Source organism: Streptomyces sp. NPDC087422 (genome assembly GCF_044744145.1).
GTDB lineage: Bacteria > Actinomycetota > Actinomycetes > Streptomycetales > Streptomycetaceae > Actinacidiphila.
On the sequence record NZ_JBIUXT010000019.1, the window covers coordinates 48,223 to 69,537 of the forward strand.

Consider the following 21,315-nt stretch of genomic DNA (forward strand, 5'->3'; position numbering starts at 1 on the left):
GTGCGCTTGGGGTTGGTGGTTTTTTTTTTTCTGAGCCCGGCCGCGGGCGGGGGGGGGGCCGGGGGGGGGGCCCCCCCCCCCCGGGGGGGGGGCCCCCCCCCCCCGCCCGCGCGCCCGGGTGACCGGTGGTCAGCGCCTCGCGTCCCGCGAGTCGCCGAAGAAGATGCGGTAGAGGATGAGCAGCACGAGCGCCCCGCCGATCGCCGCGCCCCAGGTGGCGGCGTCGAAGAAGTGGTGCTGTACCGGCTTGTCGAGGATTTTGGCGGACAGCCAGCCGCCGACGAACGCCCCTGCGACGCCGATCAGGATGGTTCCGATCAGGCCGCCCGGATCGCGACCGGGCAGCAGAATCTTCGCGACGGCCCCGGCGAGCAGACCGAGGATGACCCAACTGATGATTCCCATAGGGGCCGTCTGCCCTGTGACCCGCGGGTCACACACACGAGTGCGCACCGCGCGGCGGTCAACACCGGGCGGGGGCACCGGAGTCGGGGCACGCCGCCCGGTCCGGCCGCGTGGAATACGGCACGGTTGTCGCCCGGCCGCCGGGCGCCCCTCGGTGTGCATATTTCCATATCCGCACCGCACGTTACAGAAAGCGTCACTCGGTGAAATCTGGAATTCACACGCGCGCAAGTTTTAGGTGGTCCCATCGCGGCTAATCCGCTGGTCAACCAGGTTTGTCGATTTCCCGCAGAGCGGGACCTGCGATGGGTGCGCGTCATGAACGAACTGCGTGTGCTGTCGATCTACGAGGGCTTCTTTTCCGGCGGTGCGAGAATTCTGCACAGCGACGTCGTGCGCGGTCTCAGCGGCGGCGCGCAGCGGCACGCGGTGCTGAGCATCGAGGGTGAGATGCACCGCGAGGCGACCAGGCAGCCGATGTCCGACGACGCCTGTTACCGGGCGCTCACGGCGGCGGGTGTACCGGTGTCGGCCCTGCGCGACCGTTTCGGCGGCGAAGGCCGGGAGGACGCCGAGGCGGGCAGCCGTGAGGGCGGCCACGAGAGCGGCGGCGGCGTGTTCAGCCGGTCGGAGCTCGCGGCCACCGCCAGGGCGACGGCGGCGGCCGACGTACTCCTCTCGCTCAAGGAACAGCCGCTCGCGCTGCTCAATCAGGCCGGGCTGCCGTACCGGCCGGTGGTGGTGTGCCTGCACAGGTCCGATCCGGAGAATCAGGGCCCCGCGCTGGACGCGCTGCGCGCCGCGGTGGCGGCGGGCCGGGTGCGGGCCTGCGTCTGCTGCGCGGAGTCGACCAGGGCCGCGTACGTGGCCGCGGGCATCCCTGCCGAGCTGATGCACGTCATCCCCAACGGCGTCGATCTGCTGCGGTTCCGGCCCGACGCGGTCCGCAGGGCCGCGATGCGGTCCTCGCTCGGTATCGCCGCGGACGCGCCCGTCACGGTCTTCGCGGCCCGCTACGCGGAGATGAAGAACGTGCCGCTGTTCCTGCGGGCGGCCAGGATTCATCTCGGGCGGGACCCCGGCGCGCACGTCCTGATGTGCGGCGCCGGGATGACCGCGGAGAACCCGGAGCTGACCGCGGACATCACCGCCGCCTTCGGTGACGCTCCCGGCCTGCTGCGGCGGCTGTCGCTGCTGGGCGTGCGGCAGGACATGGAGACGGTGTACGCCGCCGCGGACGTGGTCTCGCTGACGTCGTCGTCGGGTGAGGCGGCGCCGCTGTGCCTGATCGAGGGCATGATGTGCGGCGCGGTGCCGGTGGCCACCGATGTCGGGGACTGCGCGGAGCTGGTCGCCGGGCACGGCTTCCTCACCCCGGCGGAGGCCGAGCCGATCGCCGCGGCCTGGTCGCGGGCGGCGGCGCTGGCCGCCGACTTCGCCCCGGCGCTGGCCCGCAGCCGCGAGCGCTTCAGCCAGACCCGCATGGTGACCGCCTACGGCGCGCTCATCGAGCGGGTGCACCAGGACGCGGTGCGCGCGGTCCGTCCGGCCCGTCGCAGGACCAGGACCCGCGCGGGGGTCCCGTACGGCGCCTGAGGCCGCCGGGACGGCAAGCCGGAGTACGCGGTACGGCGCGGCGGGAGCCCCACCGCTCCCCCGCGCCGTACCGAAGCCGTGCCGAAGCCGTGCCGAAGCCGTCAGGCGCTGTAGTACGCGTCCCGGTACGAGAGGAAGAGGCCGCCCGGTCCGTCCACCGTCTCGGCGGCGAGGACGGCGTGCAGGAGGGCCCGGGTGAGCACGTCGGCGCCCGCCTCGAGGACGGCGTTCATCGCGCCCGCCTCGATGTGCACGCCGAAGGCGGGGTCGGCGGCCTCGGCCGTCCCCGGCGGGACGAGGGGGAGGCGGCCGGTCGCCATGGCGAAGACGGTGTCGCCGTCGGACAGGGAGTGGGCGGGGCGGACGGCGCGGGCGAGTCCGTCGTGCGCGGTGCCCGCCAGCTTCCGCGCCTGGGCGCGGGTGAGGACGGCGTCCGTCGCGACCACGGCCAGCGTGGTGTTGAGCGGGTGGGTCCGCCGCTCGGCGTTCGCGGCGGCAGCGGCGGCCGTACGGCGTCGGGCCCGCTCCAGGGCGTCGGCCGCGACGGGCGGGCCGTACGGGGCGAATTCCGCGGCGGCGGGGCCCGGCCTCGCGCCCCAGAGCGCGCCCGTGTCCGGGTCGACCACGGAACCGGCCGCGTTGAGCACCGCGAGCGCGGCCACCGTCACGCCGGACTCCAGGACCGTGCTGGCCGTCCCCACCCCGCCCTTGAGACCGCCGGCCACCGCGCCCGTACCCGCGCCGACGCAGCCCTGCGGCACCGGCGCGCCCTCCGGGGCCGCCGCCGCGGCGCGTACCGCCGCAAGGCCCGTCTCCGCTCCCGGTCGCGCCGTCCACGAGCCGCCGCGGCCGAGGTCGAACAGCGCGGCGGCGGGCACCACCGGCACCACCTGGCCGGGACCGCCGACCCGGAAGCCCCGGCCCCGCTCCTCCAGCCAGCCGACCACGCCGCCCGCCGCGTCGAGCCCGAAGGCGCTGCCTCCGGTGAGCACCACGGCGTCGATGTACGGCACGAGATTGCGCGGGTCGAGGGCGTCGGTCTCGCGGGTGCCGGGACCGCCGCCGCGTACGTCGACCGCGGTGACCGCGCCGCCCTCGGGGGCCAGTACCACCGTCGTCCCGGTGAGCCAGCCGTCACCGGTCCGCTGGGCGTGACCGACGCGTACTCCCTCGACGTCGGTGAGGCCGTTGCCGGGACCCGGCCGTGCGCTGCCGCTCATGTCGTCCTCCGTGAGGTAGCCACGATCACGCGGGCCCGCGCCATCCGCGTACTCGCGGCCCGCCCCCTCACCGTACGAGACCGCGGCCGAACGTCGGTGTGCTCCGGCGCGTGTCAGGGCGCGCCGGAGCAAGGGGTATCCCATCAGAAGAACGACGTAAACTTCAATGTTTTTTACGCAACAAGTTGACCGAAGAGTGAAATCGACGGTCACTGCCGCCTCGGTGTCAGGTGCGCGCTCCTCGCCGTCTCGGCATGCGGGACGCCTTGATGGCGCGCCGCAGGCGACCGCCCGTGGGCCGCTGCACGGCGATCAGCACGATCATGCCCCGGTCCTGGACCCGGATCCGGCCGCCGGCCTTCACTTCGGACTCGTCGGTGCCGTCGGCCTCGGCCGCGGTGTCCACGGCGACCTGCCACAGGCCGCCGTACTCGCGTTCGGGGATCACGAAGTCGAGCGGTTCGTAGTGGCTGTTCAGCAGGATCAGGAAGGACGTGTCGGAGATCCGGCCGCCCTTCGGGTCGGACTCGGTGATGGCGTCGCCGTTCAGCAGCAGGGCGACGGCGCGCGCGTCGCCGCGGTGCCAGTTCTCCTCGCACATCTCACCGCCGTCCGGCCGGAACCACACGGCGTCCGCGACGGCCGATCCCCCGGTGTCGCCGCGGAAGAACCGGCGGCGGCGCAGCACCGGGTGCTCGGCGCGCAGCTTGATCAACCGGCGCGTGAAGTCGAACAGTTCGCGCTGCTCGGCGTCCAACGTCCAGTTCACCCAGGCGGTTTCGTTGTCCTGGCAGTAGACGTTGTTGTTGCCGCGCTGGGTGCGGCCCATCTCGTCGCCGTGTGCGATCATCGGCACACCCTGCGAGACCAGCAGCGTCGTCAGCAGATTGCGCTGCTGTCTGGCGCGCAGCGCGAGCACTCCGGGGTCGTCGGTCTCGCCCTCGGCTCCGCAGTTCCACGAACGGTTGTGGCTCTCGCCGTCGTTGCCGTCCTCGCCGTTGGCCTCATTGTGCTTGTCGTTGTACGAGACCAGGTCGCGCAGCGTGAAGCCGTCGTGGCAGGTGATGAAGTTGATCCCGGCGCGCGGGCGGCGGTTGTCGTCCTCGTAGAGGTCGGAGGAGCCGGTGAGCCGGGAGGCGAGGGCGGGCAGTGTGCCGTCCTCGCCGCGCCAGAAGTCCCTGACGGTGTCGCGGTATTCGCCGTTCCACTCGCTCCACAGGGACGGGAAGTTGCCCACCTGGTAGCCGCCCTCGCCCAGGTCCCACGGCTCGGCGATCAGTTTGACGCGGCTGACCACCGGGTCCTGCTGCACGAGGTCGAAGAAGGACGAGAGCCGGTCCACCTCGTGGAACTGCCGGGCCAGCGTGGCCGCGAGGTCGAAGCGGAAGCCGTCCACGTGCATCTCGGTGACCCAGTAGCGCAGGCTGTCCATGATGAGCTGGAGGACGTGCGGATGCCGCATGAGCAGGCTGTTGCCGGTGCCGGTGGTGTCGAAGTAGTGCCGCGGGTCGTCGTCCACCAGCCGGTAGTACGAGGCGTTGTCGATGCCGCGGAAGGAGAGCGTCGGCCCCATGTGGTTGCCTTCGGCGGTGTGGTTGTAGACCACGTCGAGGATCACCTCGATGCCCGCCTTGTGCAGGGCCTTCACCATCTCCTTGAATTCCGTGACCTGTTGGCCGCGTACCCCGCTCGACGCGTACGCGTTGTGCGGCGCGAAGAAGCCGATGGTGTTGTAGCCCCAGTAGTTCGACAGGCCCCGGTCGCGCAGATGGCCGTCCTGCGCGAACTGGTGCACCGGCATCAGCTCGATCGCCGTCACGCCCAGTTCCTTCAGGTGCTCGATGACCGCCGGGTGCCCGACTCCCGCGTAGGTGCCGCGTATTCGCTCCGGCAGGCCCGGGTGGGTCATCGTCAGACCCTTCACGTGCGCCTCGTAGATCACCGACTCGTGGTACGAGTGACCCGGCGCGCGGTCGTCCCCCCAGTCGAAGGACGGATCGGTCACCACCGACAGCATGGCGTGGCCGAGGCTGTCCATCGTGTTCTGCTCTTCGGGCGCGTGGAAGCGGTGGCCGAACGCCGACTCGTCACCGTCGACCTGGCCTTCCACTGCCGTGGCGTAGGGGTCGAGCAGCAACTTCGCCGGATTGCAGCGATGCCCCTCGTCCGGCCGGTACGGGCCGTGCACGCGGTAGCCGTAACGCTGGCCGGGGCCGACGCCCGGCAGATACGCGTGCCGGACGAATCCGTCCACTTCGGTCAGCGTGAGGCGCTGTTCCCGTCCCGCGTCATCGACGAGGCACAGCTCGACCTTCTCCGCCACCTCGGAGAACAGGGCGAAGTTGGTGCCCGAGCCGTCGTACGTGGCTCCGAGCGGATAGGGACGACCGTTCCACTGCTGCATTCACTGACCCTCTCGACCCTGCGTGAGCGACGATCCGACGTCCTCCCACTCATACCCCGTTGATCTCAGGCCATGGGTTCGTGAAGTGAACGGTCGCAGAAGGCCCGCGTGGACCGGTCGCGGACCGTACGACAGCGACCTCCGGCGGTGGCCGGAGGTCGCTGTCGCGAGCCGCGTCGGGCTCGGGGTGTCGCAAGGGTTCGGGTGTCGAGGGGGTTCGGCTGTCGCAGGGTGGAGGCGCCGGGGGTCAGGAGTCCGGGTTCGGGCGCCGGGGGATGTCAGGCGTCGTCACCCGGCAGGGACTCCGGGTCGTCCAGGAGGTGCACGGCGGCCTCCTCCGCGGAGGCGGCGCCGCCGTCGATGCCGACGTCGTCGGCCACACCGTCCTGGACCGGGCTGTCCACCCACTGCTCCGGGCTGGTCAGCCGGCCCGCGCGCAGGTCGCCCGCCTCGGGGTCGAGCAGTTCCCCGTCGGTGTCGGCGGCGTCGCCGAGGCCGTCCCCGTCGGGGAACTGCGGGGTGTCGGGGCGCTCCCTGGCCAGCCGCTGGTCCAGCGAGTCGCCGTCGCGCTGCTCCTCGGCCGTGGTGCCGTTCTGCTCGACGGCCAGGGGCCGCTCGGGCGGCGAGTACCCCTCGTCCAGGACGTCCTCGACGCCCCGGTCGACCAGGGTGTCCTCGGGCTCCAGCGGGCCCGCGTCCTCCTGGATCTCGCTCCCGTCCGGCTGGTAGACGTCGTCCCCCATGCCGTCGTCCGTCATGCGGTCGGACATCGTGTCCTCTTCCTGGTCGGTCGGCGGATTCGCGATGCCGGTGGTGGCATCACGGACGGTCGCCTGCCCGTGGTGCGGCGGCGGAAACGGTGGACATCCCACCGCGACCGTGCGGCGTACCCCTCAATCCTCGCGCGGTGCGGGCAGCGCGGCCAGCCAGTCGGTCAGCAGGCCGCTGACCTCCTCGGCGCGCTCCTGCTGGATCCAGTGCCCGCAGCCCTTGAGGATGTGCGAGGAGACCAGTCCGGGCAGGGTGCTCGGATACGCGTCGATGGCGCCGGCCATCCATGTGGTGGAGGCGTCGAGGTCGCCGCCGATGAACAGCGAGGGCTGCCGGATCGGAGCGCCGTCCCAGGGCGCGAGGTCCGCCCAGTCGCGGTCGACGTTGCGGTAGCGGTTGAGCGCCCCGGTCAGTCCGGTCCGCTCGAACTCGCCCGCGTAGAAGTCCAGGTCGCGCTCGGTCAGCCAACCGGGCAGCCGCCCGGTGGGGAAGCGGTCGGAGAGCTTGGCGGCGGGCGGTACGAAGTGCGGGTCGCTCTCCCCCGCCGCCGGCATCGTGTCGGCCGACAGCGCCGCGTAGAAGCCCGCGAGCCAGCCGCGCACGTCCTGTTCGATCTCCGCCTCGGCCCGACCCGGCTCCTGGAAGTAGCTGACGTAGAACTCCTCGTCGCCGCCGATGGCGCCGAACGCCTCGGTGGGCCGGGGGCCGCCGCGCGGCGCGTAGGGCACGCTGAGCAGGCCGACGGCGGTGAAGACGTCCGGCCGCAGCAGCGCCGAGTTGGCGGCGACGGGCGAGCCCCAGTCGTGGCCGACGACCGTCGCGGTCCGCTCGCCGAGGGCGCGGACGACCGCCACGTTGTCGGCGACGAGCTGGAGCATGCGGTACGCCTCGGGCTCCGCGGGCTTCGACGAGCGGCCGTAGCCGCGCACGTCGACGGCGACGGCGCGGTAGCCCGCCGCGGCGAGGGCCGGGAGCTGGTGGCGCCAGGAGTACCAGGACTCGGGGAAGCCGTGCACGAGCAGGACCAGCGGTCCCGCGCCCTGCTCGACCAGATGGATGCGGCCGCCGGGCACGTCGACCAGCCGGTGCCGCGCGTCGGCCGCGGGGTCCTCGGTGGCCGCGGAGTGCGGACGGGTCGGCTGTGGACGGGTGGGCTGCGCCATTGCTTCCTCCCGGAGCTTCGGGCCGCGCTCGCGGCGGTCTGACCTGCGGCGTACGTCGTGCACGGGCCGGGAGACCCGGTACGCCGTGAGCCGTTGCCGCGAGTGTGCGGGCCCGGCCGGAGCGCAGGCCAATTCCGTTGCCGTTCCGGCAAAACGGCGTCCCGCCGGGCGTCAGGTGACGACCGCGCCGACGGCGACGAAGCCGCAGATCATGACGAAGAGGATGGCCAGCAGCGGCCAGATGAAGCGCAAGTACTGGTCGTAGCGGACCTTGGCCAGGGCCACACCACCGATGGTGACGGCGGTGGTCGGCACCCAGAGGTTCATCCAGCCGCTGGCCGACTGCCAGGCGGTGACGACGACCGAGCGCGAGACCCCGGCGAAGTCGGCCAGTGGGGCCAGGATCGGCATGGCGAGGGTGGCGTGCCCCGAGGTGGACGGGATGAGGAAGGCCAGCGGGAGGTTGACCAGGAAGACGATGATCCCGAACACCGAGTTGGACGTGCCGGAGACGACGCCCTCGATGGAGTGCAGCACGGTGTCGGTGACCTTGGAGTTGTTCATGATCACGGTGACGCCGCGGGCCAGCACGATGACCAGCGCGGGAGAGATGAAGTCCGCCGCGCCCTGGATGATCGTGGCGCTGAGCTTCTGCTCCCCCATGCGGCCGACCAGGCCGATGATCACCGCGGCGACCAGGAACAGCGCGGCCAGTTCGGCGAAGGACCAGTCCAGTTCCCAGGCGTACGGGGTCGCGTCGGCCTTGCCGGTCAGCGCGCTCGACCAGGGCACCACCGAAAAGATCATGAAGGCGAAGACCAGGCCGACGGCCATCAGTACGGCCTTGTGCAGGCCGGTCAGCTCGGGCGGCTCCTGGTCGCGGTCGACGCCCTGCTCCCGGTCGCCGGGCAGGAAGCCGACGAGGGAGCGGTCGGGGTTCTTCTGCACGCGCTTGCCGTAGCGGACGACGTAGGCGACCGTCACGGTCGTCAGCACGATCCACATCACGAAGCGCAGCACGATGCCGTCGCCGAGCGAGATGTCGGCGGCCGACGAGGCGACGCCGGTCGCGAACGGGTTGACCGTGGAACACAGCACGCCGACGCCCGCGCCGAGGATGATCGCACCGGTGGCGACCATGCGGTCGTAGCCCAGCGCCAGCATCAGGGGCACGATCAGGCCGTAGAAGCCCAGGGTCTCCTCGGCGAAGCCCTCGACCGTGCCGAGCACGGAGAAGGTCACCATGATGCCCGCGATGAGCAGCGCGCCGCGGTCGCGCAGGGCGTGCGCGAGGCGGGCGATGCCGCGGTCCAGGGCGCCGGTGGCGAAGACCACGGTGATGAACGCGCCGATGGCGAGCACGAAGAGGAAGACGCCCGCGCTGCCGTACAGGTCACCGGAGTTGTCGGGCGCGACGAAGCCGGTCTTGGCGTTCTGGATGCCGTACAGGCCGTTGACCGGCGAGAGGAACAGGTCCTTGAGGTGGTCGACGAAGCTCAGTCCGGACGAGACACGGTGGTACGTGCCCTGGATGGGCGCGCCCGTGTCCTTCCGCTTGTACTCGCCCGACGGGATCAGGAACGCCAGCGCCCACACCGCGAGGGTGACCAGGGCGAGGATGGTCAGGGCGCTGGGGAAGGTGAATTTGTGCTTCTTGGGCGGCTGTCGGCCCGGGTCGCCGTCTCCCGTGGTGCCGGTGCCGGAGCCGCCGGCGGAGTCCCCGTCCGCGGTCCCCGCCGTCCCGGTGTCCCGGTAGGCGGTGGATCCGTTGGCATCGGCCGCGTCGGCGCCGGGCGCCGTATCGCCGCTCACCGCGCCCCGCCCGCCGCGCGGAAGTCCGCCGCGTACTCCCGGAGGAAGGCCGCCTCCGCGATGACGGCGCCGCGCAGCTCGGAGAAGAGCACCCGCTCATTGGGGGCGTGCAGATTGCACATGCTGTCCTGGGCTCCGAAGAGCAGCACCTCCGCGTGGGGCACGGCCTTGGCGAGGCCGTTGACCAGCGGGATGGAGCCGCCGCTGGCGGCGAGCTGGGCCTCCTCGCCCCAGCCCTCGCGCAGCGCGGTGCGGGCGGCGCGGTAGGCGGGGCCGTCGGTGGCCGGTTCGAAGCCGGGGCCCGCGTCGCTGGGGGTCACGGTCAGCTCGATGCCGAAGGGCCGGTGCTCGCGCAGGTGCCTGACCAGCGCGTCGGTGGCCTCCTTCGGGTCCTGCAAGGGGTGCACGCGCAGATTGAGCTTGGCGCGCGCGTACGGCACCACGGCCGACGCGGCGCCGTCCACGGTGGGGGTGTCCATGCCGATCACGGTGACGGCAGGGCCGCTCCACAGCCGCTCGCCGAGGCTGCCGGTGCCGATCAGCGGTGTGCCGTCGGGCACGGTCGCCAGCGCGCGGAACTCCTCCTCGGTGTACGAGGCCCCGTCCCACGGCTCGCGGCGCAGCCCTTCGACCGTGACGTCACCGGCCGCGTCGTGCAGCGAGGCGAGCGCCTGGATGAGGGCCAGCAGCGCGTCGGGCGCGGCGCCGCCGAATTCGCCGCTGTGCCGGGCCTCGGCGAGCGTCCGCACCTCCACGACGACCTCGGCGACTCCGCGCAGACCGGTGGTCAGGGTGGGGGTGCCGGGCCGCAGATTGCCCATGTCGGCGATGACCATGGCGTCGCAGGCGAAGCGCTGGGGGTCGGTCGGCGGGTAGTCGTCGAAGGCGCTGCCGTACTCCTCCTGACCCTCCAGCACGATCTTGACGCCGGTCGGCGGCCGGCCGCCGTACGCGCGCAGGACGCCGAGGTGGGCCATGACGTTCGACTTGTCGTCGGCGATGCCGCGGGCCCGCAGGCCGCCCTCGATGGGCGTGGGCTCGAAGGGCGGCGACTGCCAGGCCGACTCGTCGCCGGACGGCTGGACGTCGTAGTGCCCGTAGAGCAGTACGGTCGGCGCGTCGGGGGTCGGCGGCGGGATCTCGGCGTAGATGACCGGTGAGGTGTCGGGCAGGTCGATCCGCTCGATGTGCTCGACCCCGGCGTCCCTCAGGAGCTCGACCAGCAGGTCGTGCGCCCGGTTCACCTCCGTGGCGGGGTAGCCAGGGAAGGCGATCGAGGGAATCTCGGCGAGCCGCACCAGGTCGGCGGTGAGCTGTTCCATCAGACTGTCGACGGTGGCGGCGAGATCCATACCGGCGTGCTCCTCATCCCGAGTTCTCTGTCTTCCGACCGCTCCGTGGCGCGGTCGCGCTGTCATGCGATCGCTTCCGTGGCGCGGTCACGCTGTCGTGCGATCGCTTCCGTGGTCCGACGCGCCCTGCCGTCCGAAATCCCCGGTGCGGTCAGGGCCATGACGGTCCTTTCGAGCACTCTGTCGACTGTCCGGGTGAGGCGCAGCCGTTGATGGGCCGAACGGGCCACGGTGGCCGCGGCGGACGGTTGCCGTGGGACGCGGGTGACCCAAGGGGTTGACTGTGCATGACAACGCTGTCTCAATGTGGAATTGCAACGTGAGAAACGGTGAAGTGCCCGCGCTTCGACCGGAGTTGCCGTGCCGCGCGGTCGAGCGCGGCGTGACCCGTTCCGCCCGGTCCCGGACAGGGGTGTCGTGTGAGCAGACGGTGGTTGTGGCGCGTTCTTCTCCTCGCCTTGCTCGTCCTGGGCGCGCAGCCGGGCATCGCGTCGGCCTCGCCTGCGGGCGGCTCGTCGTCCTCCGCGGCTGCGGGGTCGTCGCACACGGGACGGTCGTCCACGGGGCCTTTGCCCACGACGCTGGCGTCCACGGAGCCGTCGCTTACGGTGTCGCCGGTCGCGCTCGCCGCGCCGAACGACGCCACGACCGTGTGCGCGGTCTACTGCGACACCCGCGACCCGTCACTGGCGGGGCAGGAGACCTTCCCGGTGGCGGACAAGACCCTCAACGGCCGCCGGGTCTCGCTGCACGTCTCGGACGCCGACGGCATGGCCTGGGCGTCCATCGACGCGGGACAGCTCAACGACTCGGTGTGGCTGGACCGCTCGTGGGACGGCGGGACGACCTGGGACGGGCTGCTGGGCAGGGCCTCGATCCCGTCGACCTGGACCGGCACGCGCACCCTGATGTACAACCTCTACGACCCCACCCACCACCGGCGCGCCGTACTGCGGGCGTGCGGTGACGCGCAGGGCGTGGGCTGTACGGGCTGGGCGCGGCTGAGCGTGTGTGCCGCGCGCTGCGACGGCGCCGATGTGTCCACGGGCACCGGTGACACCCGGCCGGTGGCGGACGCGACGCTCAACGGGCGGACCATCGCGCTGCACATGGACAACTCGGGGATGGCCTGGGGCACGGTCTCCGGCGGCGCCGCGGGCGACGAGATCTGGCTCGACCGCTCGTGGGACGGCGGCGCGAGCTGGCCCGACGGATCGTCGAAGGGGCGGACATCGGTGCCGTCCGGCGCGTCGGGCACCAGGACAGCGGAGTTCAACACCTCCGATCCGCTCGGCAAGCTCTACGGCGGCGCGGTGCGCGCCTGCGGCCGGGCCGTCGAGGGCCAGAACGGGAGCTGCACCGCGTGGGCGCGGCCGACGACGGTCCGCAGCGCGGCGGCGGCCGACGCCCTCATGTACTCCTACGACCCGAACACCGCCTACTGGCCGTCGAGTTGGTGGAACTCCGCGGTGGCGCTCAGCACGGTGATCGACTACATGCGGCAGACCGGCGACACCCGCTATCTGTGGGTGGTGGCGCGCACCTTCCAGGTGAACAAGGCCGCCTTCCCCGCCGGGGCCCGCAGTTCCGACCCGATCGACGGCGACTTCATCAGCCGGGCCACCGACGACGCCGAGTGGTGGGCCCTGGCCTGGATCGACGCCTACGACCTGACCGGCAACGTCACGTACCTCAACGAGGCCGTCACGATCGCCACGTACGTCAACGGGCTGTGGGACACCAGCACCTGCGGGGGCGGGGTGTGGTGGGACCGCGAACGGACGTACAAGAACGCGGTGACCAACGGGCTGTACGTGCGGTTGACCGCGGAGCTGCACAACCGGATCAGCGGGGACACGACCTGGCTGGGCCGGGCGACCACGTCCTGGAACTGGTTCAGGAACAGCGGTCTGATCAACGCGTCCGGGCTGGTCAACGACGGGCTGACCGGCGGCTGCGCCAACAACGGCCAGACGGTCTGGAGTTACAACCAGGGCCTGGCGATCGGGGCCGCGGTGGAGATCTGGCGGGCCACGGGTGACGGTACGGCGCTGGCGAAGGCGCGCCAACTGGCCGACGCCGCGGCCTCGGCACCGTCGCTGGTCACCTCGGGGCTGCTCACCGAGCAGTGCGACGCGCTGAACGCGACCTGCGACGACAACGCCAAGCAGTTCAAGGGCGTCTTCATGCGCTACCTCCAGGACCTCAACGGCGCGACCGGCGGCGCCTATCGCGGCTTCGCCACCACCCAGGGCAACTCGATCTGGTCGGCGGACCGCGATTCGCTCAACCGTCTCGGCGAGCGCTGGTCGGGCCAGGGCAGCGCGGACCATCCCAATGTGCGCGACTGGCGCACGCAGGCCAGTGCGCTCAGCGCGCTGCTGGCGGCGGGCTGAGGCGGCGCGGACCTCAGGGTCCGGGCGGGGTCGCGGGCGCGGTCGTCTCGCGGATGGTCGTCCCTGGCCCGGTCGTCCCGGTCGGCGCGGTCTCGGGCACGGTGACACCGGTCAGGCGCTCGGCCGCCGCCCACAGCCGGGCGTTGGTCGTGGCGTCGAGCGCTCTGCGGGTGATGCGCGCGGTCGTGGTCGGGCCGACCAGGCCGAGGCGTCGGCCCGGGCCGTAGTAGCCGCCCGCGACGGCTCCGGGATCGGCCGCGGCGAACAGCAGCGGTTCCGTGCCCTGCTCGACCCCTTGGCGGGGCAGGAAGTCCAGCCGCCTGCCGAGCCTGTGCAGCCGTGACGGCTCGCCGCCCAGGCTCGCGCCCGCGGTTTGCAGGTTGGTGGTGGTGTAGCCGGGGTGGGCGGCGGTGCTCAGCAGATTCCAGCCGCGGTCGGCGGCGAGGGCGGCCAACTGCCGGGTGAGGATGAGGTCGGCGAGCTTGGACTGGGCGTACGAGAGATTCGGGCGGTAGCGGCGCCGCTCCCACTGGAGGTCGTCGAAGCCGATCCGCCCGTAGGCGGCCGTGCCGCTGCTCATGGTCGCCACGCGCGGCGCGGTGGCGGCGAGCAGGGCGGGCAGCAGCCGGACGGTCAGGGCGAACGGGCCGAGGAAATTGCTGCCGAATTGCAGCTCGAAGCCGTCGGCGGTGGTCATCCGGGTCGGCGGGGCCATCACGCCCGCGTTGTTGACCAGCAGGTCGAGCGGGGTGGGGTCGGCGAGCACGCCGTCGGCGAACGCGCGGACCGACGCCAGGTCGGCGAGGTCGACGCGGCGCACTTCCAGGCGGGCGTCCGGGTGCCGCTCCAGGATCTCGGCGCGGGCCCGCTCCCCCTTCTCCGGAGTGCGTACGGCCATGATCACCTGCGCTCCCGCGGCGGCGAGGCGGCGGGCGGCCTCCTTGCCCGTGCCGCTGTTGGCGCCGGTCACGACGGCCTTCCGGCCGGTCTGGTCGGGGACGACGTACATGGTGACTCCTTCGGTGTCCGGGCCGGGACATCTCAATAAAGGACCGATGGTCTGTTACGTTTCACGCTATCAGACCGGCGGTCCGATAACAACAGACCGCAGGTCCGTAGAATGTGGGCATGCCCACGACTTTCCAGCGCGCCCGCAGCGAGGAGCAGCGCGCCCAGCGCCGCCAGGCGATCCTGGACACCGCGTCCGCGATGCTCGCCGAGATGCCGGTGGCCGAGGTCAGCCTCAACGAGCTGAGCCGCCGCGTCGGCCTGGCGAAGTCGAATGTGCTGCGCTACTTCGAGTCCCGCGAGGCCGTGCTGCTCGAACTGCTCGACGTCGCCTTCCGGGAGTGGCTGGCACACCTCGGACCCGAACTGGACGACGAGGTCGACCCCGGCGCGCCGCCCCGGCACCGCGGCGACCAGGTGGCGGCCGTCCTCGCCGGGTCGTTGGCGGTCCGCCCGGTGTTCTGCGACCTGACCGGCGCCCAGGCCGCCGTGCTGGAGCGCAATGTCTCGCCCGAGGTCGCCGCCGACTACAAGCGCACCGCCGTCCGGAACGTGTACGCGCTGTCCGACCTCGTACGGCGGCACGTGCCGGAGCTGGGCGAGGGCGACGCGCTGCGGTACGCGGGCGCGGCCGTGATGGTCACGGGCGCCGTGTGGACGCACGCCCACCCGTCGGCGGCGATGCTGGCCGCCTATGACGCCGACCCGGCGCTCGAGGCGCTGCGGCTGGACTTCGCCGCGACGGTCCGCGAGACGCTGGAAGTCCTGGCCAGCGGGCTGCTGGCACGCCGCGTGCCCGAGTAGCGCCGGGACACCGTCCGAGCCCTCGACCCCCGCACCCTGACGGAGAGAAGACCGAGATGCGACTGCGCTGCGCCGTGCTGGACGACTACCAGGGCGTCGCCACGACGCTCGCCGACTGGTCCTCGCTGACCCACGAGGTCGAGGTCGTCGGCTTCCCCGGTCACGTCGCGGACGAGGCCGAACTCGTCGCGGCCCTGGCCGACTTCGACATCGTCGTGACCCTGCGCGAGCGCGTGCCCTTCCCCGCCTCGGTACTGGCCGCGCTCCCCCGGCTGAAGCTGCTGATCGCCTCCGGGATGCGCAATTCGGTGATCGACTACGCCGCCGCGCGGGAGCACGGTGTGACCGTGTGCGGTACGGAGAGCGCCGGCACCCCGCCGGTCGAGCTGACGTGGGCGCTGCTGCTGGGGCTGGCACGGGGCATCGTGCCGGAGAGCGCCAACCTCGCCGCGGGCGGCCCCTGGCAGACGACGGTCGGCGCCGACCTGCACGGCGCGCGGCTCGGTCTGCTCGGGCTCGGCAGGATCGGCGGGCGGGTGGCGGCCGTCGGGCTCGCCTTCGGCATGGACGTGGTGGCCTGGAGCGGGAATCTGACCGAGGAGCGGGCGGCCGAGGTCGGTGCGGCGCGTCTGGCCACCAAGGAGGAGCTGCTGGCCACCAGCGACTTCGTCTCCGTCCACCTCGCCCTGGGCGAGCGCAGTCGCGGCCTGATCGGCGCGGCGGAACTGGCGCTGCTGAAGCCGACCGCGTATCTGGTGAACACCTCGCGCTCGGCGATCGTCGACCAGGCGGCGCTGCTCGCCGCCCTGCGCGAGGGCCGGATCGCCGGAGCGGGCCTGGACGTCTTCGACATCGAGCCGCTTCCGGCCGACGACCCCGTGCGTTCCACGCCCCGGCTGCTGGCCACGCCGCACCTCGGCTATGTCACCGAGGCCAACTACCGTACGTACTACGGGCAGGCGGTCGAGGACATCCGGGCGTATCTGGCGGGCGCGCCGGTCCGTCGCCTCGACTGACGCCGAGGTGAAGGGGGGTCGGCTCAGGCGCTGGGTCCCGGCTCCCGGCCGACGCCGTTCAGCGGGATCCGCCGGGCCAGCAGCGTACGGTGGCTGATCCGCCAGCCGTCCGTGCCGCGCGTCACCCGGTCGTCGTACGTCAGACTCCCGCACGTGCCGTCGGTGTTGACGCCGAAGCCCTTGGACCGGACGCGGACGGCGCCGTCGGGCAGTTCGGTGATGACGACGTTGGTGACGTGGTGGGCGACGGGATTGCGGTCGCCGAGCGTGAGCGCCGCCTCCCGGACGGCCGCGATGCCGACGAGCGCTCCGCCGCCGTAGTCGCTCACGTCGTAGACCACGTCGGCGGTGAACAGCTCGTCCAGCCGGTCGAGTTCGCCGCCGTCGAAGAGGTGGCCGTGCAGGTGGATCAGCTCGGTGACGGCGACGCGGTCCTCGGTGGTGAGCGGCAACGGGACTCCTCTCGGGCCGGGCCCGTCCCGACCGGTCTGCCAGCGTAGTGCGCACGCGACCGGCGCCGTACGGTCCGGCGGCGGTCGGACCCGGACGTGTCGGCGGGCAGAAGGCGACGCGGTTCGGACGGAGTCCGGCCAACTGTGATCACTGCCGACGGTCGTGTCACACCGGGGAGTGAATTCCGGGACCGTCGATCGAGGTCAGCCCTTCGTCGATCCGAGGTGCCTGTGATACTCAGAATCCTGAACAGACCGGGACTCCGGCAGCGCGACACGGCAGGGCAGGACGACGCGGGGCGCGAGCCGCTGCCACCGGCGGCCCCCGTCGATGTGATGGCGGGGCGCGCGAAGCTCAGGGCGGCGCGTGAACTCGGGCGCAAGGCCGAGGAGTTCCTGCGGCTCTATCACGGCGAGGAGCCCGCCGCGGGCGACCTGGACAGCAGGCTCACGGCGGTGCGCGCGGAGATCGGCGACACAGGCACGTATCAACACACCTCGGCGGAGCTGGCGTTCGGCGCGCGGGTCGCGTGGCGCAACAGCAACCGCTGTATCGGGAGGCTCTATTGGCGGTCCTTGCAGGTGCGCGACCTTCGGCACGTCACGGAGGCGGAGGAGATCGCCGAGGAGTGCGCGACGCATCTGCGGATCGCCACCAACGGCGGCCGGATCAGGCCGCTGATCTCGGTCTTCGCCCCTGACGCCCCCGAGCGGCGCGGCCCGCGGATCAGGAACGAGCAGCTCATCCGCTACGCCGGATACCGGGCGGCCGACGGCACGGTCACCGGTGACCCGCGCACCGCGAACATCACCGGTCTCGCGGCGCGGCTCGGCTGGCCCGGCGGCCCGCGTACCGCCTTCGACGTGCTCCCGCTGATCGTCGAGGGCGTCGACGACAAGCCCCGGCTGTTCGACCTGCCCTCCGACGCCGTCCTGCACGTGCCGCTCGACCACCCCGAGCGCCCCTGGAGCGCCCAGTGGGGACTGCGCTGGCACGCGGTCCCCGCCGTCTCCGACATGTGCCTGGAGATCGGCGGCGTCTGCTACGGGGCGGCGCCCTTCAACGGCTGGTACATGGGGACGGAGATCGGCGCCCGCAATCTGGCCGACGTCGACCGCTACGACCTCCTGCCGCGCGTCGCGGACAGTCTCGGCATCGACACCGGCAGCGTCCGCTCCCTGTGGAAGGACCACGCCCTGGTCGAGCTCAACCGCGCCGTCCTGCACTCCTTCGACCGCGCCGGAGTCACCCTGGCCGACCACCACACCGAGGCGGAACGTTTCCTCCAGCACCTCGACCGCGAGCGGCGCAAGGGCCGCGAGGTCCAGGCCGACTGGGCCTGGATCGTCCCGCCCATGTCCGGGGCCACCACCCCGGTCTTCCACCGCACCTACGACGACCGCGTCCTCAGCCCCGGCTTCGTCCGCCACCCGCGGGAGGCGGCGGACGGCGCCTCGTACGCCTGATCCGGCGCTACCGCGTTCCGTCCTGGTCGCGGCACTCCGGGTGGCCCCAGCCGTCGGGGTTCTTGGCGATCGGCTCGCCCGCGGCGTAGGAGCGGCCGCAGCGGCAGCGGCCGGGGAATTTGGCGTTGAGGGTGCGCGAGGAGGCGGACGTGGTGCCGGTGGCGGCGCTCGCTGTCCTGGTCCCGCCGCCGTTGCCGCTTCCGCCTCCGGAGGGCTTGCGCTTGGGGGCGGACGAGGCGCGGGGGGTGTCGGGGTTGCGGGGCGGCGGCGGGGAGTCGTAGCGGGTGCCCGAGGCTTGCTGGGTGATGGCGGTGTTGCTGGCGGCGCGGTCGGCGTAGTCGTTGAGCCGGTCGCCGTCGACCTGGTGGGCGGCGACGTACGTGAACTCGACGTCACGGCCGGTGAGCAGCGCGTCGATGCCCGCGACGAGTTCCTGGTTGGCGACGGGCTTGCCCGCGGCGGTCTTCCAGCCCTTGCGCTTCCAGCCGGGCAGCCAGGTGGTGACCGCCTTCATCGCGTACTGGGAGTCCATCCGGATCTCCATCGGCACGGCGGGGTCGACGGTCTCCAACAGCCGGAGCAGGGCGGTGAGTTCCGCGACGTTGTTGGTGGCCGTGCCCAGCGGGCCCGCCTCCCAGCGGTCGGGCTCCCCCGTACCGTCGGCGATCACCCAGGCCCACGCGGCCGGTCCCGGATTCCCCTTCGATGCCCCGTCACACGCGGCGATGATGCGTTCTGCCATGCCAGAGATCATGCCAGCCCGCGGACGGTCGTACGGCCCCGGCCCGAGGAGGCGCCCCGGCAGGGGTGAGGCGGGGCTACGGCTCGGGCGAGTGGTCCGGCAGGGCGAGCCACTCCTTCCACGACAGGTCGCGGCCGATGTGGCGCGGGCGCTCGAAGGGCCAGTCCTCCGCGATCCAGCGCGGCACCAGGGCGTCCAGCGCCCGCTCCAGGTCGGTGCCCACCCGGTCGTCCACCACCCACCACGAGATCTCGGCGTCGGCGCCCGCCTTCTCCGGCGGGTCGATGTAGACACAGCCGAGCAGCGCGGTGTTCGCGTCGTCGAAGAGCGCGTAGTTGAAGGACTGGTGCGCGGCGATCTCGGTCGCGTGCCGTTCGAGATCGGCGAGATCGGCCTCGTACGTCATGTCGGCGGGCGGCCAGCCCCAGGCCGGGCCGAAGATCGACCAGAGGCGGTCGCGCGAGCCCATCACCGCGGGGTAGTCGAGCGCGGTGTCGGATCCGGCGATCGGGCGCAGATGGTGGCCGCCGGGCACGGGGACGCGGACGGGGTGGACGAAGTCAGCGGGCAGCCAGGTCATGCGGCGGAGGCTAGCGCGCTGGAACGTCGCACCGCACCGGATTTATCGCCGCCGCGACGTGGCGGCGGACGGTCCGCGAAGGCCCGTCGGCGGTCAGTGACCGCCCTGCGGCTGTTGGCAGCCGGTGCCGTCGGCGTAACCGGCGAAGGCGTCGACCTCGGTGACGGCCGTGTTCAGCGCGCCCTTGAGGCAGATCGGGGTGTGGTCGACGACGAAGCCCACATGGGTGGAGCCGCAGGCCGAGACGCTGACCGAGTCGGGGGCGTAGCCGAGGGCGACGAGGCCGAGGCGGAGGTGACGGCCGCGGTGGGCCGCCCGGACGGCGCTTCGGCCCCCGCGCTGTCCACGGTCCGCGTGCCGCAGCCGGTCAGCGCGAGCGCCGCCACGGCGGTCAGCGACGGCGGGAGGACGAGGGCGGCTCTGCGGCATCGGGCTCGGGTCATGCCCACGATCATGCCCGCCGGGCGGTGGCGGGCGCGTGGGTTCCCGTACTCAGTTCCGCGGGCGCGCGGACAGCGGCGGCGGACCGTCGTCGGGGACCGGCCCGCCGCGCCCGCGGGCCCGTTCACTCCGCGTCGATGCCGGTGATGACGGGGTCGCCGAGCCGGGCGGTCTCCTCGGTGAAGCCCGCGACGCCGAGCGCGTCGTTGACGAGGTCGCGCGCGGCCCCCTCGGCGGCGGGCGGATTGTCGGCATCGACCGCGACGCGCACGCTGAAGGCGCTGGAGTCGCCGTACATCGTCAGGATGTCCAGCTCCTCGTCCTCGCCGAAGTCCGTGCTCTGCGGGTCGACGGGGCGCAGGGCCCGGACGAGCGTAGAGCGGGCCTCGGCGGTCGGCGCGTCGAGGAAGGTGCCGGGGACGGTCACAACATAGGTGGTCATGAGGGTTACGTCTGCCCGTTCCGCCGCCCGCCATCCCACCCGCGAGGTGCCCGGTCCGCCGGCGTGCGGCGTGTCGGGCACCTCGCGGTACGGCTGGCGCGGGTACGTCATCCGGACGGAGGAGCCGTGCGCGGTGCCGGAGTCCGTACGGCGCGGTCACCTGCGCGGTGGGCGTCCGGAGGCCCTAGCTGTGGTTCCAGGTGACGCTGAAGGCGTTGCCGCCGGAGAGCGCGGAGGTGGTCGCCTTGGTGGTGCTGCCGGAGACCATGTTGATCTTGTCGGGGCCGTAGGTGCCGATCGCCTGGCCGTTGGCGGTGGCGTTGGTGAAGGACGCGGTGCTGAAGTGCGCGAGCGGCAGGACGCCGGTGGAGCTGGACGGCGCCTCGGCGATGATCTCCGCGGAGGCCAGGGAGGCGCCCTGGAGCGTCTTCTTGGTGGTCTTCGTCCAGTTCTTGGTGGTGTCGCTGAGGGTGAGCGTGAACGAGCCGCTGCCGTTGGTGGAGACCGTCGAGGTGAAGTGGTCGCCGGGGCTCACCGCGTTGGAGTAGTTCACGGGATAGGCCGGGTACATCTCGTACCACGAGGAGTACACGGCGCGACCGCCGGAGCAGTCCGCCTCGGTCCCGGTCTGCTCCACGGAGTTGCTGCCGTCGCCGTCGAGACCTATCCAGAACGAGGAGTACGTGGTGGCGCCGGTGCAGGTGACCGACGGCTGGACCCAGCTCGCGGAGACGCTGGTGAAAGTGGAGCCGGTGGCCGCGTAACCGGCCCAGTTGGAACTGGTGCTGTGCACGATGCGGCTGTTCGGGCCGATCAGGCGGTGGCTGCCCATGGGGGTGAGGCGGACCGATGAGTCGGCCGAGGCGACCGCGGAGGGCGCGGTCGCGAGGGCGGACAGGACTGCTGCGGCCACGGCGGATACGGCGGTGATGCGCGTTGTTGCCGACATGCTGCTCCTTCTCGCGGGTCTCGCGGTACAGGTGTCACCGGCGCGACCGGAGGGGTGTGTGACCCCTGAGGGGTGCGTGGCACCAGTGGTGCTTGACAGTGTGCTGACAAGCACGGCGCGTAGGTGCAGGCGGAATCAAACGATCGGCAAAACTCACGCCAAGTCGCCTTGTGAGCACGTCCAGTTGATCTCCACGGCACTCGAACAGGGGCAAAAAGGGGCCGTCCCGGCGTCCGGGTGTCGGACGCGGGGACGGCCTCACGCGCGGCGGACCGGCGAGAACCGGCCTCCGGCA

At 72.2% G+C, this 21,315-nt stretch carries 19 protein-coding genes; 5 read left to right on the forward strand and 14 right to left on the reverse strand.

Annotated features, from left to right (window positions below; all coding sequences use genetic code 11):
* Positions 1 to 129 precede the first annotated feature (129 nt).
* On the reverse strand, positions 130 to 405 hold the full coding sequence (locus ACIO6U_RS35330) for a GlsB/YeaQ/YmgE family stress response membrane protein (protein ID WP_355349126.1): 276 nt from the start codon (positions 403 to 405) through the stop codon (positions 130 to 132).
* 318 nt (positions 406 to 723) lie between these two features.
* Between ACIO6U_RS35330 and ACIO6U_RS35335 the strand changes: the two genes are divergently transcribed.
* Entirely contained in the window at positions 724 to 2,001 is a 1,278-nt protein-coding gene (locus ACIO6U_RS35335; RefSeq protein ID WP_401725454.1) for a glycosyltransferase, read from the forward strand.
* A 101-nt stretch (positions 2,002 to 2,102) separates the two neighbouring features.
* Here the strand turns inward: ACIO6U_RS35335 and ACIO6U_RS35340 are convergent, their stop codons facing one another.
* The 6 genes from ACIO6U_RS35340 to ACIO6U_RS35365 form a co-directional block, all read right to left on the reverse strand.
* A complete protein-coding gene (locus ACIO6U_RS35340; protein ID WP_401725457.1) occupies positions 2,103 to 3,221 on the reverse strand; it encodes a P1 family peptidase in 1,119 nt (372 codons plus the stop codon).
* 226 nt (positions 3,222 to 3,447) lie between these two features.
* Positions 3,448 to 5,625, reverse strand: a complete 2,178-nt coding sequence (gene glgX, locus ACIO6U_RS35345) for a glycogen debranching protein GlgX (RefSeq protein WP_391049858.1) — start codon at positions 5,623 to 5,625, stop codon at positions 3,448 to 3,450.
* A gap of 278 nt (positions 5,626 to 5,903) precedes the next feature.
* Positions 5,904 to 6,395, reverse strand: coding sequence for a DUF5709 domain-containing protein (locus ACIO6U_RS35350; RefSeq protein WP_401725460.1), 492 nt, complete (start codon positions 6,393 to 6,395; stop codon positions 5,904 to 5,906).
* 123 nt (positions 6,396 to 6,518) lie between these two features.
* Complete coding sequence (locus ACIO6U_RS35355) at positions 6,519 to 7,559, reverse strand: alpha/beta hydrolase (RefSeq protein WP_355349141.1); 1,041 nt, start codon at positions 7,557 to 7,559, stop codon at positions 6,519 to 6,521.
* 171 nt (positions 7,560 to 7,730) lie between these two features.
* Positions 7,731 to 9,185 (reverse strand): YfcC family protein, encoded by a 1,455-nt coding sequence (locus ACIO6U_RS35360; RefSeq protein ID WP_355349249.1) that lies wholly within the window; start codon positions 9,183 to 9,185, stop codon positions 7,731 to 7,733.
* A gap of 182 nt (positions 9,186 to 9,367) precedes the next feature.
* Positions 9,368 to 10,723, reverse strand: a complete 1,356-nt coding sequence (locus tag ACIO6U_RS35365; protein WP_401725462.1) for a M20/M25/M40 family metallo-hydrolase — start codon at positions 10,721 to 10,723, stop codon at positions 9,368 to 9,370.
* 419 nt (positions 10,724 to 11,142) lie between these two features.
* Here ACIO6U_RS35365 and ACIO6U_RS35370 point away from each other — a divergent pair, with 419 nt between their 5' ends.
* Positions 11,143 to 13,119: a glycoside hydrolase family 76 protein gene (locus ACIO6U_RS35370; RefSeq protein WP_401725465.1), complete on the forward strand. Its 1,977-nt coding sequence runs from the start codon at positions 11,143 to 11,145 to the stop codon at positions 13,117 to 13,119.
* Between the two features lie 13 nt (positions 13,120 to 13,132).
* Here the strand turns inward: ACIO6U_RS35370 and ACIO6U_RS35375 are convergent, their stop codons facing one another.
* Positions 13,133 to 14,128, reverse strand: a complete 996-nt coding sequence (locus ACIO6U_RS35375; protein WP_401725468.1) for an SDR family oxidoreductase — start codon at positions 14,126 to 14,128, stop codon at positions 13,133 to 13,135.
* A 119-nt stretch (positions 14,129 to 14,247) separates the two neighbouring features.
* Here ACIO6U_RS35375 and ACIO6U_RS35380 point away from each other — a divergent pair, with 119 nt between their 5' ends.
* Together ACIO6U_RS35380 and ACIO6U_RS35385 are read left to right on the forward strand one after the other, a co-directional pair.
* A complete protein-coding gene (locus ACIO6U_RS35380; protein ID WP_401725471.1) occupies positions 14,248 to 14,931 on the forward strand; it encodes a TetR/AcrR family transcriptional regulator in 684 nt (227 codons plus the stop codon).
* Between the two features lie 56 nt (positions 14,932 to 14,987).
* Complete coding sequence (locus ACIO6U_RS35385; RefSeq protein ID WP_401725474.1) at positions 14,988 to 15,947, forward strand: D-2-hydroxyacid dehydrogenase family protein; 960 nt, start codon at positions 14,988 to 14,990, stop codon at positions 15,945 to 15,947.
* 23 nt (positions 15,948 to 15,970) lie between these two features.
* Here the strand turns inward: ACIO6U_RS35385 and ACIO6U_RS35390 are convergent, their stop codons facing one another.
* On the reverse strand, positions 15,971 to 16,399 hold the full coding sequence (locus ACIO6U_RS35390) for a nuclear transport factor 2 family protein (protein WP_401725477.1): 429 nt from the start codon (positions 16,397 to 16,399) through the stop codon (positions 15,971 to 15,973).
* Positions 16,400 to 16,735: 336 nt separating this feature from the next.
* Between ACIO6U_RS35390 and ACIO6U_RS35395 the strand changes: the two genes are divergently transcribed.
* Positions 16,736 to 17,866: a nitric oxide synthase oxygenase gene (locus ACIO6U_RS35395; RefSeq protein WP_401725515.1), complete on the forward strand. Its 1,131-nt coding sequence runs from the start codon at positions 16,736 to 16,738 to the stop codon at positions 17,864 to 17,866.
* A 7-nt stretch (positions 17,867 to 17,873) separates the two neighbouring features.
* Here the strand turns inward: ACIO6U_RS35395 and ACIO6U_RS35400 are convergent, their stop codons facing one another.
* The 5 genes from ACIO6U_RS35400 to ACIO6U_RS35420 form a co-directional block, all read right to left on the reverse strand.
* Positions 17,874 to 18,620 carry a ribonuclease H gene (locus tag ACIO6U_RS35400; protein WP_401725480.1) on the reverse strand — a complete coding sequence of 249 codons (747 nt, stop codon included), beginning with the start codon at positions 18,618 to 18,620 and terminating at the stop codon, positions 17,874 to 17,876.
* 64 nt (positions 18,621 to 18,684) lie between these two features.
* The gene (locus ACIO6U_RS35405) at positions 18,685 to 19,188 is read right to left on the reverse strand and encodes an N-acetyltransferase (RefSeq protein WP_391049841.1); all 504 of its coding nucleotides are present in this window, start codon (positions 19,186 to 19,188) and stop codon (positions 18,685 to 18,687) included.
* Positions 19,189 to 19,281: 93 nt separating this feature from the next.
* Positions 19,282 to 19,617, reverse strand: a complete 336-nt coding sequence (locus ACIO6U_RS35410) for a hypothetical protein (RefSeq protein WP_401725483.1) — start codon at positions 19,615 to 19,617, stop codon at positions 19,282 to 19,284.
* A 136-nt stretch (positions 19,618 to 19,753) separates the two neighbouring features.
* A complete protein-coding gene (locus ACIO6U_RS35415) occupies positions 19,754 to 20,071 on the reverse strand; it encodes a hypothetical protein (RefSeq protein ID WP_355349168.1) in 318 nt (105 codons plus the stop codon).
* Positions 20,072 to 20,255: 184 nt separating this feature from the next.
* Positions 20,256 to 21,020, reverse strand: coding sequence for a G1 family glutamic endopeptidase (locus ACIO6U_RS35420; RefSeq protein WP_401725486.1), 765 nt, complete (start codon positions 21,018 to 21,020; stop codon positions 20,256 to 20,258).
* Between the last annotated feature and the right edge of the window lie 295 nt (positions 21,021 to 21,315).

Bases quoted from the DNA above. Each gene is read 5' to 3' on its own strand.
- ACIO6U_RS35405 (WP_391049841.1), bottom strand. From the start codon at position 19,188: ATGACCTGGCTGCCCGCTGACTTCGTCCACCCCGTCCGCGTCCCCGTG.
- ACIO6U_RS35420 (WP_401725486.1), bottom strand. From the start codon at position 21,020: ATGTCGGCAACAACGCGCATCACCGCCGTATCCGCCGTGGCCGCAGCA.
- ACIO6U_RS35365 (WP_401725462.1), bottom strand. From the start codon at position 10,723: ATGGATCTCGCCGCCACCGTCGACAGTCTGATGGAACAGCTCACCGCC.
- ACIO6U_RS35400 (WP_401725480.1), bottom strand. From the start codon at position 18,620: ATGATCTCTGGCATGGCAGAACGCATCATCGCCGCGTGTGACGGGGCA.
- ACIO6U_RS35355 (WP_355349141.1), bottom strand. From the start codon at position 7,559: ATGGCGCAGCCCACCCGTCCACAGCCGACCCGTCCGCACTCCGCGGCC.
- ACIO6U_RS35335 (WP_401725454.1), top strand. From the start codon at position 724: ATGAACGAACTGCGTGTGCTGTCGATCTACGAGGGCTTCTTTTCCGGC.
- ACIO6U_RS35375 (WP_401725468.1), bottom strand. From the start codon at position 14,128: ATGTACGTCGTCCCCGACCAGACCGGCCGGAAGGCCGTCGTGACCGGC.
- ACIO6U_RS35410 (WP_401725483.1), bottom strand. From the start codon at position 19,617: ATGCCGCAGAGCCGCCCTCGTCCTCCCGCCGTCGCTGACCGCCGTGGC.
- glgX (WP_391049858.1), bottom strand. From the start codon at position 5,625: ATGCAGCAGTGGAACGGTCGTCCCTATCCGCTCGGAGCCACGTACGAC.
- ACIO6U_RS35385 (WP_401725474.1), top strand. From the start codon at position 14,988: ATGCGACTGCGCTGCGCCGTGCTGGACGACTACCAGGGCGTCGCCACG.
- ACIO6U_RS35380 (WP_401725471.1), top strand. From the start codon at position 14,248: ATGCCCACGACTTTCCAGCGCGCCCGCAGCGAGGAGCAGCGCGCCCAG.
- ACIO6U_RS35340 (WP_401725457.1), bottom strand. From the start codon at position 3,221: ATGAGCGGCAGCGCACGGCCGGGTCCCGGCAACGGCCTCACCGACGTC.
- ACIO6U_RS35395 (WP_401725515.1), top strand. From the start codon at position 16,736: ATGGCGGGGCGCGCGAAGCTCAGGGCGGCGCGTGAACTCGGGCGCAAG.
- ACIO6U_RS35415 (WP_355349168.1), bottom strand. From the start codon at position 20,071: ATGACCACCTATGTTGTGACCGTCCCCGGCACCTTCCTCGACGCGCCG.
- ACIO6U_RS35330 (WP_355349126.1), bottom strand. From the start codon at position 405: ATGGGAATCATCAGTTGGGTCATCCTCGGTCTGCTCGCCGGGGCCGTC.
- ACIO6U_RS35350 (WP_401725460.1), bottom strand. From the start codon at position 6,395: ATGTCCGACCGCATGACGGACGACGGCATGGGGGACGACGTCTACCAG.